The sequence below is a fragment of the Mesorhizobium sp. BHbdii genome (genome assembly GCF_053848045.1).
Window position 1 is genome coordinate 1,553,159 of sequence record NZ_JBSPKX010000001.1, and the last position, 12,865, is coordinate 1,566,023.

The window sequence follows — 12,865 nt, forward strand, 5'->3', positions numbered from 1 at the left end:
GATCTTTTCCGAACCGGATTCCACTTTTCGCTTACGCGGACCTCTCGGTTCAGAATCGTACTCAGTCCTCGATCGGCTCGGGCGGGTGGGCGTTGCGCCCCTTGCCGAAGGTGTAGCCGGTCTCAACCGCCCTGCGGCCGAATTTATCGCGTAGCGTGTCGATGGCGCCTTCGGCCATGGCGCGCTTGCGCGACTGAATATCGACGAGGTCGGGCGGATCGGCCTTGTCGTCATTCGAGAGGTCGCTCACACCGATGCCGAGCAGCCGGTATCTCGTGCCATCCGCCTCCTTGCGCAGCAGTTCGAGCCCGGTCGAAAAAATGCGGTCGGCCAGCCGTGTCGGATCGCCGAGCTGGCGGTTGCGCGTGCGGGTCTTGAAATCCTGGGTCTTCAGCTTCAGCACGACGGTGCGTCCGGCAATGCCGGATTTCTTCAGCCGCCCGGAAACCTTTTCCGACAGCGCTCTCAGCACCGAAACCAATTCATCCAGGGAAGCGATGTCGGTGTCGAAGGTGGTCTCCGCTGATACGCTCTTCGCATCCTGGTCGGGATGGACGCGGCGGTCGTCCTCGCCGCGTGAAAGATGGTAGAGCCGGTCGCCCATCACGCCGTAGCGGCGCATCAGGTCGCCGCGCTCCATGCGCTGCAACTGGCCAATCATCTGGACGCCATCCCGTTCAAGCGTGGCGGCGAAAGCTTTTCCCACACCCCAGATCAGCGTCACCGGCTGCTCGGCCAAAAAGCCTGATGCCTCGGCCTCGCCGATCACCGAAAAGCCGCGCGGCTTGCGAAAGTCCGATGCTACCTTGGCCAGGAACTTGCAGTAGGAAAGGCCTGCTGAAACGGTGATGCCGATCTCCTTCTCCACGCCAAGCGCGAAGCGCGCCAGCACCACCGCCGGCGGCAAGCCATGCAGACGCTCGGTGCCGGCAAGATCCAGAAATGCTTCGTCGATGGAGATCGGCTCGACCAGCGGCGTCAGCGCCTGCATCATGGCGCGCACCTCGCGGCCGACGCGTGCATATTTTTCCATGTCCGGCGGGATGACGACCGCTTCCGGACAGGCTTCGAGCGCCTTGAACATCGGCATCGCCGAGCGCACCCCGTGGATGCGGGCGATGTAGCAAGCGGTGGAGACGACGCCGCGCTTGCCGCCGCCGATAATCAACGGCCGGTCCTTCAGCGCTGGGTTGTCGCGCTTTTCGACCGCCGCGTAAAACGCGTCGCAGTCGATATGGGCAAGATGCAGCCGGTAGAGCTCCGGATGGCGGGCAAGCCGTGGACTGCCGCAGCGTTCGCAGCGCCGTGCCTCACCGCGCTGAAAGGTCAGGCAGTCGCGGCAAAAACCGTGATCGGGATTGTTGACAGGAGCCGCCATCACTGCGAACATAAAGAGAACAAAGGCAATGGTACGTCAGGACGGACGCCACGACAAGACGGTGGGCCGGGAGAGAGCTCATGAATACGACCATAGCGCCGCTGGTGCCTGAGCTTTGGGCTGATTTCGAAGATCTTTTCGGTAAGCAAGGTGCCTGCTACGGCTGCTGGTGCACACATTTCCGGCTGTCGCCGGCAGCGCGCCGCGCCAGCAACCGGGAGCGGAACAAGGACCACATCAAGGCGCGGATCGAGGCCGGGCCGCCACCGGGCCTGCTGGCGTTCGAGGATGGCAAGGCGGTCGGCTGGATGCAGATCGGCCCGCGCGCCGACGTGCCCGAATGGAACAATAAGGGCAGGGGATCGGCGCCCGTCGATCCCGCCGACGCCGTGGATCCGGGCGTGTGGGCGATTTCCTGCTTCTTCATCCGCGTCAAGGCGCGCGGCAGGGGCGTGACGCACCGGTTGGTCGAAGGCGGCATCGAGTTTGCTCGCCAGAATGGCGCGCGGCTGGTCGAGGCGTGTCCGATCGACCTGTCGAAAGATTCGCGTTCGATCGGGCTGTTCGTCGGTTCGTCGCGGGTCTTCGAGAAAGCCGGCTTCGAGAGGCTGGTCGAGCGCAAGGCGGGCCGACCGCTGATGCGACTGGTGCTTTAACCAGTGCTGCTGTGCGCGCCGCTGCCGCGGCGGTCGCTCGGCGGCGGCCAAATCTCGTAGCCGGCCTGCATAATCAGACGGTTGACATCCAGCAGGAATAATCCGCCTGCGGCCCGTTCCTCCTCGGATTTTTCCTTGGAGGCTATCAATGTTTCATTTTTCCCAGACCACTCGCTCGATCCGGTTTGTCTGTTGGCCGGAAGATTATGGCGTCATCGCGCCGCCAGTAGCAGCCAAGACGGTTCTGCCGGACTGGTTCCGCAAATTGCCGGCAGTCGATTCGCAGCAAGCGTCGGCCACCAACAATGCGCTGCCGGCAATGGAGGTCCCAAGGCCGGACCTGCCTATCCGGCGGCCTACGCGGAAGTGATCGCGGTGACGGCGGTGGACCGCATGAAACGCCCCTACAGGCGTGCCGGCCGCGGCGAGCATATCGACCTGGCCGCCCCCGGCGTCGAAGTATGGACGGCCGCGTCGGTCAGCGGCGCAAGGCGGAAGACCGGTACCTCCTTTGCGGCGCCGTTTGTTGCCGCCGCAGCGGCGTTGATGAAGTCGGCAAACAGCAGCGCCACGGCGGCCGACATTCTTGATGCGCTCGGCAAGTCGGCGGAAGATCTCGGCGCGCCCGGCAAGGACGCTGTCTTCGGTTGGCGCCTGCTCAATGCCCGCGTCGCTTGCGTCGTCACGCCGAAGAAGGCGATGTGAAGCTCCGATGACGCGAGCTCTTGCTGGGGCGACAGGCTGATGCATCGTCGATGCTGGCGAACACCGCGATCGTGCAGGGCGCATTGCATCAACCGCGTCGCGCCGCGCCGCTGGTTCATGAACGGTGGCCGGGACCTAGCGCTCAGCAGGGATTGCACCTCACCCGTTTCGGCTTACGGTTACGATTGGAGTTTTCTACCAGAAGAATAGCAACGGAGATTCTGCGTGAACCGTGTTCTGCCGGCCGTCTTTGTTCTCGCGCTCAGCGCGCCTGCCTTCGGCCAGACCGTCGATGGCGAGGGTGCGAAGCAGCTCTCCGAAAATCTGTCTCGCTACATCGGCAGCAAGGCGATCGACAGCGGTTTCCTGAGGGTTTCCGTGGAAGGCGACGCTTACAAACTCACCGTCGACTTCAAACCTGTCGTGAACCTGTTGGCGACGCAGCATTCCTTCAAGTTCGACTTCAGCCCCTACGCATTCCTCGTCAAGCCAAGCAGCAACGGGACGTGGAATGTCTCTGCGGATTTGTCGCCAAGCGGGTCCTTCGAGTTCATGGGGCCGGAAGGCCTGCAGAGCATGCAATTCTCGATCAAAGACAGCAAGTTCACCGGCGTCTATGACACCGAACTGGCGGCTTTCACCAGCGCCACACACTCGACGGCCGGGATGAAGATGAAGACCCGGGACACCATGCAGCGCGCGGAGGTGAGCACCGGCGCCGGTACTGCCACTATGAACGCAACCCAAGCTGCGAATGGCGGCGTGGATTTCACCGCGACGCAGACGATCGCCGATTTTGCCGAAACGCTTGATTTTGACGATCCCAAAAGCGGGCTGAAATTCCCGCTTACAATCAAATCGCCAGAACTGTCGGTGAATGCGACCGGCAAAGGGATGCGGACGAAGCCATTTCTCGATCTGCTGGCATTTGCCGTCGCCAATGAAGACGAAGCCAAGCTGAAGGCCAACCAGGCGCAGCTCAAATCGCTTTTACTCGCCGCGCTGCCGCTGTGGGAGCGGATCGACGGAAGCTACGGATTCAAGGATGTCACTGTCGAAAGCCCGGTCGGGCATTTCGGAGCGACGGAGCTGGGCACCAGCTTCGGGACCGACGGCATCGCCCAGAACGGAGCAGTCAACTATACGATCAAGGCGGCAGGATTGACGATCCCTCAGAATCTTGTGCCCGCCTGGGGTATGGCGCTTCTGCCCACCGACATCTATCTGAATTTCGGCGGCGCCAACATCGATCTCGACAGCATGGCGAAAAAGGCGATCGAGGCCTTTGATCTCAACAAGAATCCGCCGTTGCCGGCCGACTTTGGCGATCAGATCAAGGCTGATTTCATGGCCAAGACGCCGAAATTTGTCATCGGCCACAGCACGGTGAAGAACGGCGACATGGAAATCGCGATGGAAGGCGAGATGACGTTCCCCGGCATGAAGCCCGAGGCAAATGTGACGATCGATATCGCAGGCTATGACAGAATTGTGGAAAGCCTGCAGGCGGCGGCGAAGTCGGAGCCGGAAGCCGCGCAATATGTGCCGGTGGCGCTTGCGATCAAGGGATTCGGCAAGACGCTGCCGGACGGTCGCATCGAATGGGTCGTCAACGGCAAGCCGGACGGTTCGGTCACGGTCAATGGTGTCATGGTGAAGCCGGCCGATCCGGTTGCGAATGATGAAGGCGACGACAGCGAAGAAGAAACGACGCCGTAGGCGTTTTCGCGATCCGGTCGTCGCTCATATCGAATGTTCATGGTCGTCGTCGCCAAGCGGCAGTGCCCGCAGCGCCTTGCCGACGGAACCCGGCGGCGTGCCGGTTTCCGCCGCGAACCGCATGAGCGTCGGCTCGTGGGCGAGGATGAACTGCAGCACGCCGGCCAAGAAACCCGGCTCGCCGGCTGCCTGGCGGATGGAATGCGCCTCGATGCCGGTGATCGCCAGGAAACGGGGCAGAAGTTCCGGATCGGCGGCGACGAAGCCCAATGCCTTCACGGCAATGGTTTCCGCTTCCTCGCGCATTGACGCTGCGTTTGCCATCACTACCTTCTTGCGCGGTGGAATGAGTCTCTTTTTGGCAGTAATCGCAAGCGTCGCCTGCGGCAAGCCATCTAACTCTGCAATGCGGTGTCCGAGGTGAAATCCGAAGCTTTTCCGGCAGCCGGTTTCCGTTTCGTCAATTATATTGCCGTAGAGTCGAGCAGTGTTTGGTGCGTACCGGCGAGGGCGCATGACGGCAACCTTCGAGCGGAAGGCAGGCCGAGACGGGAATTTGATGCCTAAGAAGGTCATGATCGTCGAGGACAATGAGCTCAACATGAAGCTCTTTCGGGACCTCATCGAAGCGAGCGGTTACGAGACGGTACGCACGCGCAACGGCCTGGAAGCGCTGGATCTGGCGAGACTGCACAAGCCGGACCTTATTTTGATGGACATCCAGTTGCCCGAAGTGTCGGGGCTGGAGGTGACCAAATGGCTGAAGGAAGACGACGACCTCCATGTCATACCGGTCATTGCCGTCACTGCATTCGCGATGAAGGGCGATGAGGAGCGTATCCGCCAGGGTGGCTGCGAAGCGTATATTTCCAAGCCGATCTCGGTGCCGCGTTTCATCGAAACCATCAAATCCTACCTGGGCGACGCCTGATGCGCCCTTCCAGCCGAGCCGGAGCTTTATGAGATGACTGCACGGATCCTCGTCGTCGACGACATCCCTGCCAATGTGAGGCTGCTCGAGGTCCGGCTGCTTGCCGAATATTTCGAGGTGCTGACCGCCACGAACGGGCTGGACGCGATCGAGACCTGCGAAAACGGCAAGGTCGATGTCGTGCTGCTCGACGTGATGATGCCTGACATGGACGGGTTCGAGGTCTGCCGGCGGCTGAAGAGCGACCCGGCGACGTCGCACATCCCCGTCGTCATGATCACCGCGCTCGACCAGGTTTCGGACCGGGTGCGCGGCCTCGAGGCCGGTGCCGACGATTTTCTGACCAAGCCGGCCAACGATCTGCAGCTGATGACGCGCGTCAAAAGTCTGGTCAGGCTGAAGACGTTGACCGACGAGCTGCGCTTGCGCGCCTCGACCACGCGCAACATCGGCATCGAGGAGCTGTTGAGCCGCAACTTCGCGTCCGCAGACACCACGCCGAAGGTTCTGCTCATCGACGAGCGCAAATCCTCCTTCGAGCGCGTCCAGAAAATGCTGCGCGGCACCGCCGACCTCGACATCGCCACCGATCCGCATGCCGGCTTCTTCCAGGCCGCCGAGACCCCCTATGAATGCGTGATGATCTCGACGGCCTTTGCCGATTTCGATCCGCTCAGGCTCTGCTCGCAACTGCGCTCGCTCGATCGCACCCGTTTCGTGCCGATCATCCTTCTGGCGCAGGAGGGTGAAGAGGGGCGCATCATCCGCGGCCTCGAACTCGGCATCAACGACTATCTGATGCGGCCGATCGACCAGCAGGAGCTGACTGCTCGGCTACGCACGCAGGTGCGCCGCAAGCGCTACAACGACCAGCTGCGTGCCAGCGTCACCCAGACCATCGAGATGGCGGTGACCGACGCGCTGACTGGGCTGCACAATCGCCGATACCTCGACAGCCACCTGCAGACGTTGTTCGACCGTGCCGTGGCGCGACGACGGCCGCTGTCGATGATGATCACCGATCTCGACCGCTTCAAGACGATCAACGATGCACATGGCCATGACGGCGGCGACGAGGTGCTGCGCGAATTTGCGCGGCGGCTGCGCAAGAATGTGCGCGGTATCGATCTCGCCTGCCGTTTCGGTGGCGAGGAGTTCGTCGTGGTGATGCCGGACACGGACGGCGCCGTCGCCGAAAAGGTCGCGGAGCGCATTCGCGCCGAAATCGCTCTTATGCCGTTTGCAGTCGGTCACGACGGCAAGACGATCGAGGTTACCGTCAGCGTCGGCGTGTCGTCGTTGCTGAAGGGCGTGGACACGGTTGCCGGGCTGATAAAGCGCGCCGATCTCGCGCTCTACGAAGCCAAGAGCGCCGGCCGCAACCGCGTCGTTGCCAAGGCGGCGTAAGGCCAATTCTCCATTCTGTGCGACAGGGTTACGAATTTACCTTAACGCAAGCGATTCGCCGGGCTTAGTTAAGAAATTGTTGATTTTCACAGGCTGTTGCGCAAATGTGCAGATCAATGACGCAACCGGCGCGAGGTAGATAGCCGGATCGATCCGAAGAATACCCCATGATTCAGGTCCGCCGCATCTCCTGGGTCCGTGGGGTCGGCCGGCCGGCGCTGGCACATAGTGGCCTCCTCGTACCGCTGCCAAACGCCGACCGGCCCCCGTTCTCAAAATGCATCAAGACTCTGCGACAAGCATTGGACATTTTGGACTTCTTCGAGCCTTGAAAACGAAAACGCCGCCCATAGGGGCGGCGTTTTGGCTTTAAAGCAGGAAACCAGATTACTTGATCTTGGTTTCCTTGAACTCGACGTGCTTCTTGGCAACCGGATCGTATTTGCGGAACGACAGCTTGTCCGTCTTGGTGCGGCTGTTCTTGCTGGTCACGTAGAAGAAACCGGTGTCGGCGGTCGACAGAAGCTTGATCTTGATGTTTGCGGCTTTGGCCATTGTGTTCGTCCGTTATGTTCGTGGAGTTTTGGCCGCTGGAGCACGGGGAAACACCCGGACGCGGGAAACTTGGCGCGACACATAAAGAACGCGCCCGGAAAGTCAACCCCGTGAGTTCGCTGCCGTCGCTTGTGCAAGCTCTGGTCAATATCAGAGCCAGCCGGCAGCCGAGAATGTTCCTAACTATGCGTCTTCCCTAACCGGCGGAGCGGCCTTCTTCAAGTCTCCCGTGGTGTTCCACCAGCGGTTCGGGTTGGAGCGGTCGTCCAAACCCTTGGAGCGGCTGGCGAGGATCGGCTGAATGCGGATCACCGGCTCCTGATAGCTGTGGGCCTGGAATATCGCTTCGACAATGCGGGCGGCCAACGCCTGATCGTCGGGCAGTTCGAACGACACCTCCACCGTGCCATGCCGTCTGCGCAATTCCGTCTCGGCGCCTGCAGCCGCGCCTTCGAGTGGCCGGCAGCGCTCGATGCCGTGCGCCGACTGGTAGGCATTGCTGTTGTATTTGCCCATGGTCAGCGGAGCGATCGCGACCACAGCTTCCATGATGCGGTCAACATCGGAGGCCGGCGCTTGAAAGGTCACAAGCAGCAGCAATTCCATCCGCACCGATTTCGTTTCAAACCCGGAGTCGATCATGGCGGCATCCTCAAATTCGTGGCGTGTTGCTGACAATCTATCCAGGTGCTGCTGACACGGTCATGTCAGCAGCCTTGCGCCACATGAGGCATCGATCGGGTCTTTCTACAGGATTTTTCGGGCGAGCCTGGCGCCGACCAGCGCGATATAGAAGGCGAAGAACACGCCGAGCGCCCAGCCGAAGCCGGAGGGTCCGAAAAGGTCCATGCCGATGCCGATCGCCTGCGGGCCGAGCACCATGCCGACACCATAGCAGAGCACGAAGGCAGCGTTGGCCGAGGCCAGGTCGTGACCGGAAAGCTGCGAGCCGAGATGGGCCAGGCCGATCGTGTACATGGCCGCGACCACGCCGCCCCAGACGAACAGAAGCGCCGCCATCAGATGCCAGTCCTGCGCGAAGTGCGGCATGAAGATAGTGCCGGCAAGCCCGATGGTTGCACACACCAGAAGCAGATAACGGCGGTCGCTGACACGGTCGCTGATCATGCCGAGCGGGATTTGCAACAGCACGTTGCCGAGGCCGATCATGGTGAGCAGGAGGGCGGCATCGGCCTCGGAATAGCCGATGCGGTTGCCATAAACGGGGAACAGCGCAAAGCCGCCGGTCTCGACCGCGCCGAACACCAGCACCGCGGCGGTCGCCGTCGGCACCAACCAGATGTAGCGCAGGAAGTTGCTGGTTTCGCCATTGGAGACGATCGTCGGGCTCTCGTTGCGTGCCGCCAGAACTGGGATGGCGGCCAGCGTCACCAGCGCCATGATCACGCCGAAGGGCAGGAAGCCGGTGCTGCCGAGCTGGGCGAACAGCCACGGCCCGGCGGCAAAGCCGAGCGACAGCACGGTGGCGTAGATGCCGAGGACGAGACCGCGCCGGTGTGGCGGCGCCGAAGTGCTGATCCAGAATTCCGACAGGATGAACAACACCGTCAGCGCGACGTGCAGCAGGACGCGCAACGGAAACCACATCCAGAAGTCCGGTGCGAAATGGAAGCCGACAAAGGCCAGCACTCCCGTTGCGATCATGGCGAGCATCGTCCAGGCGACGCCTAAGCGCATGGCGAGCGGGGTGGCGAGCGGTGCGCCGACGATCGAGGCGAGGCCGGCGACAGCGGTGTTGAAGCCGATCATCGACGCCGAATGGCCGCGCGTTTCGAGAATGACGCTGAGCAGCGGCATGCCGAGGCCGATGGCGATGCCGACGACACTGATCGACGAGATCGCCGCGATCATCGGCAGCCAATGTACGCGTTCCTCGACCTCTTGCTGGGTATCGACCGTCATGGGATGTGAATGCTCTATGCTCTACAGAATTTCGCGAACGAAGCGATTGCGGACAAGCCGGTAGAACGGCACGGAACCACCGGGACGCAGCAGCGGATCATCGACGAGCCGCTTTTCCAGCTCCTCGAGGATGGCCCTGGTGATGTCGGGAATATCAGCTTCTCTGGCCTTGGCGAGCGGCAGCCAGACCAGTTCCTCCAGCTCGTTGGTCGGACCGCCGTCCGGCAACTCCACGGCGACATCTTCGCGCCAGGCGCTGAAGAAGCGCGTATCGAAGCGCCGCACCCGGTTTGGCGGCGTGATGGCGCGCGCGATGAAGCGCAGCGCTTCCAGCGAGGGTCTTACGCCGTGCTCGGCAAAACCCTGCCAATCGCGCCTGGTCGTGGCGAAGGCGCCTTTTTGGCCGATCAGCAGGCCGGCTTCTTCATAGGTCTCGCGAATCGCCGACAGGGCGATGGCGCGGGCGCGGGCCGGGCTGGTGCGGCCGACGCCGGCGGTCAGCCTCGCCTGTTCCTCACGGTGCAACGCTGTGGCAACGGGAATTCGGCTGTCGGCCGGATCGGTACGACCACCGGGAAAGACGAATTTCCCCGGCATGAAGGCGTGACGGGCGTGGCGCCGGCCCATCAGCACCAGGAACTCGTCGCCCTTTCGGTCGAGCAGGATCAGCGTCGCGGCGTCGCGCGGGCGTATAGCCTTGGCGTCGAGCGCGATCCGCTGAACCTTGTCGACTTCCGCCTTGGTCATAACGTCCATGCGCACGACCTAGCGGAATCTTCTCCGATGCGAAAGTGGCGTCCAGCCATGCCGATTTGCGCCAGCCTCGGTTTCAAGCCTCGGGATGCGACTCGATCAGATCTTCTTCCCCACCGAAGCCGTGCATATAGAACGCCCATTGCAGGCCGATGACGGCGCCCTTGACCGGCTGCAGCAAGACGATCGCCATGAGGATGGTCAGCGGCACCCAGATGGCGATGTGCTGCCAGGTGGACAAAGTGGAGGTCGCTTCGACACCCGTGAACGCGCCGAGCACGATGTGGCCGACGATAACAACCACCAGATAGGCCGGCAGGTCGTCGGCGCGGTGGTGATGGAGCTCCTCGCCGCAATGATCGCATTTATCGACGGTCTTGACGAAAGCGCGAAACAGCTTTCCCTCGCCGCAATGCGGGCAGCGGCTAAGCGCGCCACGCTTCATCGCCGTCCGCAGCGGGCGGGCGATGCGGCCCGAATGATGTTCGCCGCCGAAAACCTGTTGGTTCATGTTCAAATCGCTTGGCATTATCGTCTCCTGCCGCGCGAGCCTGGACGCGATTGCGACGCGCGGGCGCGGCCTTTGGCCTTGTGAAACGACCGTTTGGAGCCGGGCAGCGGCTTTGGGTCGGTCAGCATCTCGAAACGCATCGCGCCGGCCATAGGCGCCACCTCGATCAGGCGAACCTCGACGCGGTCGGCAAGCTGATAGCCCTTGCCGGTGCGCTCTCCGAAAAGCGATCGGGCAGTTTCGTCGTATATATAGTAATCGCCGTCCAGGCTTGACACCGGGATGAAACCATCTGCGCCATACTGCGGCAATTGGACAAATAGTCCCGATTTGGTGACGCCCGAAATGCGTGCATCGAAACGATCGTCGACACGCTCGGCCAGATAGGCGGCGATCAGCCGGTCGACCGTGTCGCGCTCGGCGGCCATGGCGCGGCGCTCAGTGGCCGAGATCAGTGCTGAAACCTCTTCCAACCGCTCCGCCTCATCTTGCGTCAGTCCGCCCGCACCAAAGCCGAGGGCGGCAATCAGCCCGCGATGCACGATCAGGTCGGCATATCTACGGATCGGCGAGGTGAAATGCGCATAGCGTTTCAGATTGAGGCCAAAATGGCCGATGTTGCTGGGCGAATATTCGGCCTGCATCTGCGTGCGCAGCACCACCTCGTTGACCAGTCCCTCATGGTCGGCGCCGCGGACGCGATCCAGAATCCCGTTGAACTGGTTGGGCCGCATCTGCGCCCCGCGTGCCAGCGACAGACCAAGCGTCTGCAGGAATTCGCGCAGCGATTCCTGCTTGGCGAGCGAAGGCGCGTCATGGATGCGGTAGACCAGCGCCTGCCGTTTCGCCTCCAGCGTCTCGGCCGCCGCGACATTGGCCTGGATCATGAATTCTTCGATCAGCTTGTGTGCGTCGAGCCGCTCCGGCACGACGACCCGGTCGACGGTGCCGTCCTCCCTGAGCAGGATTTTCCGCTCAGGCAGTTCAAGCTCGAGCGGCTGGCGCGTCTCACGGCCGCGCTTGACGACGGCGTAGGCATCCCACAGCGGCTTCAGCACCGTGTCGAGGATCGGGCCGGTCTTGTCGTCCGGCGCGCCGTCGATCGCGGCTTGCGCTTGCGGATAGGCGAGTTTCGCCGCCGATTTCATCATGATGCGGTGGAATGAATGCCTGAGCTTGCGGCCATCGGCCGAGAAGGTCATGCGGACCGCCAGCGCCGGGCGGTCCTGGCCTTCGCGCAGCGAACAAAGGTCGTTGGAGATGCGCTCCGGCAGCATCGGCACGACGCGATCCGGGAAATAGACCGAATTGCCGCGCTTCAGCGCCTCGCGATCGAGCGCGGTGCCATAGCGCACATAAGCGGCGACATCGGCAATCGCTACGGTAACCACCACGCCGCCGGGGTTCTTTTCGTCCGGATCCGATATGGCGAACACCGCATCGTCATGGTCCTTGGCGTCGGCCGGATCGATGGTGACCAGCGGCAGCTCGCGCCAGTCCTCGCGGCCGGCCAGCGTCGCCGGTTTGACCGCCTCTGCCTCGTCAATGACGTCTGCCGGGAAAATATATGGAATGTCATGCGCGTGGATGGCGATCATCGAGACCGCCTTTTCGTTGGTCAGCGAACCGAGCACCGTCAGCACCTTGGCTCTGGGCAGTCCATAGCGGGAGGCCCGCGCCGGCTCGACCTCGACCAGATCGCCGTTCTTGGCGCCGTTCTGGAATTCCTTGTCGACGACCAGCTCCGGCTGGCGTCTTTCGACAGGCTCGATGCGGAAGGTGCCGTCCTGCAGAACGCGAAAAACGCCGAGAACGGCATCGGTGCGCCTTTCGAAGATCTTCATCACCCGCCCGGTGTAGGCGGGGCCCGTCGCGTCATCGGTTGGAAAGGTCTTGGCCAGCACGCGGTCGCCGATGCCCGGTGTCGGGCCGCCGCCGCGCGACACGCGGATCGCTATGACAGGAGGCTCGCCGTTGCCCACGGCTTCGGTTGGGTGCGCCAGCAGCACGCCGTCGGCGTCTCGGCCAAAGATGTCGAGCACGGCGACATGGGCGAGGGCGCCGACGCGGGCCAGCCGCTTGCGTTCCTTGGTCAGCAGGCCCTCATCCTGCAGGTCGCGCAAAATGTCTTTCAGCCAGATACGGTCCTCGCCGCGCAGCGCAAACGCCTTGGCGATATCGCGTTTTCCTGAGCGATCCGGATTTTCGGCGATGTAGCGCAGGATCTCGTCGCGGGACGGCCGGTAGTTATCCCTAACCTTGGCTCTCGTGTCGGCGGTGCGCAGATCGCCATGACTTCTTCCGGATACCCTGCGCGCCACGATGCC

Annotated in this window: 14 protein-coding genes and 1 pseudogene; 6 read left to right on the plus strand and 9 right to left on the minus strand. The window is 62.5% G+C overall.

All coding sequences use genetic code 11. The features are described from left to right. Positions 1-61 precede the first annotated feature (61 nt). The gene (locus ACWTU8_RS07540) at positions 62-1,390 is read right to left on the minus strand and encodes a DNA polymerase IV (protein ID WP_455847630.1); all 1,329 of its coding nucleotides are present in this window, start codon (positions 1,388-1,390) and stop codon (positions 62-64) included. A gap of 68 nt (positions 1,391-1,458) precedes the next feature. Here ACWTU8_RS07540 and ACWTU8_RS07545 point away from each other — a divergent pair, with 68 nt between their 5' ends. Further along, positions 1,459-2,034 (plus strand): GNAT family N-acetyltransferase, encoded by a 576-nt coding sequence (locus ACWTU8_RS07545; protein WP_455847631.1) that lies wholly within the window; start codon positions 1,459-1,461, stop codon positions 2,032-2,034. On the opposite strand, the gene ACWTU8_RS07550 is transcribed toward ACWTU8_RS07545, so the two are convergent. Then, entirely contained in the window at positions 2,031-2,183 is a 153-nt protein-coding gene (locus ACWTU8_RS07550) for a hypothetical protein (RefSeq protein ID WP_455847632.1), read from the minus strand. The two genes, ACWTU8_RS07545 and ACWTU8_RS07550, sit on opposite strands and share 4 nt — an antisense overlap. Here ACWTU8_RS07550 and ACWTU8_RS07555 point away from each other — a divergent pair. From ACWTU8_RS07555 to ACWTU8_RS07565, 3 genes and pseudogenes are all read left to right on the plus strand, one after another. Beyond that, a complete protein-coding gene (locus ACWTU8_RS07555) occupies positions 2,183-2,404 on the plus strand; it encodes a hypothetical protein (RefSeq protein ID WP_455848450.1) in 222 nt (73 codons plus the stop codon). The genes ACWTU8_RS07550 and ACWTU8_RS07555 overlap by 1 nt on opposite strands. Continuing rightward, positions 2,344-2,739, plus strand: a pseudogene (locus ACWTU8_RS07560) (S8 family serine peptidase); the annotation flags it as partial. The gene ACWTU8_RS07555 and the pseudogene ACWTU8_RS07560, both read left to right, overlap by 61 nt. Before the next feature lie 225 nt (positions 2,740-2,964). Further along, positions 2,965-4,458: a hypothetical protein gene (locus ACWTU8_RS07565; RefSeq protein ID WP_455847633.1), complete on the plus strand. Its 1,494-nt coding sequence runs from the start codon at positions 2,965-2,967 to the stop codon at positions 4,456-4,458. 24 nt (positions 4,459-4,482) lie between these two features. Here ACWTU8_RS07565 and ACWTU8_RS07570 read toward each other — a convergent pair whose 3' ends face one another. Continuing rightward, entirely contained in the window at positions 4,483-4,782 is a 300-nt protein-coding gene (locus tag ACWTU8_RS07570) for a DUF3572 domain-containing protein (RefSeq protein ID WP_455847634.1), read from the minus strand. Between the two features lie 250 nt (positions 4,783-5,032). On the opposite strand from ACWTU8_RS07570, the gene ACWTU8_RS07575 reads away from it, so the two are divergent. Further along, the gene (locus tag ACWTU8_RS07575; RefSeq protein WP_287247952.1) at positions 5,033-5,389 is read left to right on the plus strand and encodes a response regulator; all 357 of its coding nucleotides are present in this window, start codon (positions 5,033-5,035) and stop codon (positions 5,387-5,389) included. 33 nt (positions 5,390-5,422) lie between these two features. Continuing rightward, on the plus strand, positions 5,423-6,796 hold the full coding sequence (locus ACWTU8_RS07580) for a PleD family two-component system response regulator (RefSeq protein ID WP_455847635.1): 1,374 nt from the start codon (positions 5,423-5,425) through the stop codon (positions 6,794-6,796). Positions 6,797-7,183: 387 nt separating this feature from the next. On the opposite strand, the gene rpmG is transcribed toward ACWTU8_RS07580, so the two are convergent. The 6 genes from rpmG to rnr form a co-directional block, all read right to left on the minus strand. Then, positions 7,184-7,351, minus strand: coding sequence for a 50S ribosomal protein L33 (gene rpmG, locus ACWTU8_RS07585; RefSeq protein WP_006201775.1), 168 nt, complete (start codon positions 7,349-7,351; stop codon positions 7,184-7,186). Positions 7,352-7,534: 183 nt separating this feature from the next. Further along, the gene (locus ACWTU8_RS07590; RefSeq protein ID WP_455847636.1) at positions 7,535-7,993 is read right to left on the minus strand and encodes a hypothetical protein; all 459 of its coding nucleotides are present in this window, start codon (positions 7,991-7,993) and stop codon (positions 7,535-7,537) included. 105 nt (positions 7,994-8,098) lie between these two features. After that, entirely contained in the window at positions 8,099-9,274 is a 1,176-nt protein-coding gene (locus ACWTU8_RS07595) for an MFS transporter (protein ID WP_455847637.1), read from the minus strand. 21 nt (positions 9,275-9,295) lie between these two features. Then, complete coding sequence (locus tag ACWTU8_RS07600; RefSeq protein WP_455847638.1) at positions 9,296-10,030, minus strand: NUDIX hydrolase; 735 nt, start codon at positions 10,028-10,030, stop codon at positions 9,296-9,298. Between the two features lie 73 nt (positions 10,031-10,103). Further along, positions 10,104-10,556, minus strand: coding sequence for a DUF983 domain-containing protein (locus ACWTU8_RS07605; protein ID WP_455847639.1), 453 nt, complete (start codon positions 10,554-10,556; stop codon positions 10,104-10,106). Continuing rightward, the gene (rnr, locus tag ACWTU8_RS07610) at positions 10,556-12,859 is read right to left on the minus strand and encodes a ribonuclease R (RefSeq protein WP_455847640.1); all 2,304 of its coding nucleotides are present in this window, start codon (positions 12,857-12,859) and stop codon (positions 10,556-10,558) included. The genes ACWTU8_RS07605 and rnr overlap by 1 nt, the downstream gene beginning before the upstream one ends. Positions 12,860-12,865: the final 6 nt, after the last annotated feature.

Coding starts and splice junctions, on each gene's coding strand:
- ACWTU8_RS07540 (WP_455847630.1), bottom strand. CDS start 1,390: ATGTTCGCAGTGATGGCGGCTCCTGTCAACAATCCCGATCACGGTTTT.
- ACWTU8_RS07545 (WP_455847631.1), top strand. CDS start 1,459: ATGAATACGACCATAGCGCCGCTGGTGCCTGAGCTTTGGGCTGATTTC.
- ACWTU8_RS07555 (WP_455848450.1), top strand. CDS start 2,183: ATGTTTCATTTTTCCCAGACCACTCGCTCGATCCGGTTTGTCTGTTGG.
- ACWTU8_RS07570 (WP_455847634.1), bottom strand. CDS start 4,782: ATGGCAAACGCAGCGTCAATGCGCGAGGAAGCGGAAACCATTGCCGTG.
- ACWTU8_RS07575 (WP_287247952.1), top strand. CDS start 5,033: ATGATCGTCGAGGACAATGAGCTCAACATGAAGCTCTTTCGGGACCTC.
- ACWTU8_RS07580 (WP_455847635.1), top strand. CDS start 5,423: ATGACTGCACGGATCCTCGTCGTCGACGACATCCCTGCCAATGTGAGG.
- rpmG (WP_006201775.1), bottom strand. CDS start 7,351: ATGGCCAAAGCCGCAAACATCAAGATCAAGCTTCTGTCGACCGCCGAC.
- ACWTU8_RS07590 (WP_455847636.1), bottom strand. CDS start 7,993: ATGATCGACTCCGGGTTTGAAACGAAATCGGTGCGGATGGAATTGCTG.
- ACWTU8_RS07595 (WP_455847637.1), bottom strand. CDS start 9,274: ATGACGGTCGATACCCAGCAAGAGGTCGAGGAACGCGTACATTGGCTG.
- ACWTU8_RS07600 (WP_455847638.1), bottom strand. CDS start 10,030: ATGGACGTTATGACCAAGGCGGAAGTCGACAAGGTTCAGCGGATCGCG.
- ACWTU8_RS07605 (WP_455847639.1), bottom strand. CDS start 10,556: ATGCCAAGCGATTTGAACATGAACCAACAGGTTTTCGGCGGCGAACAT.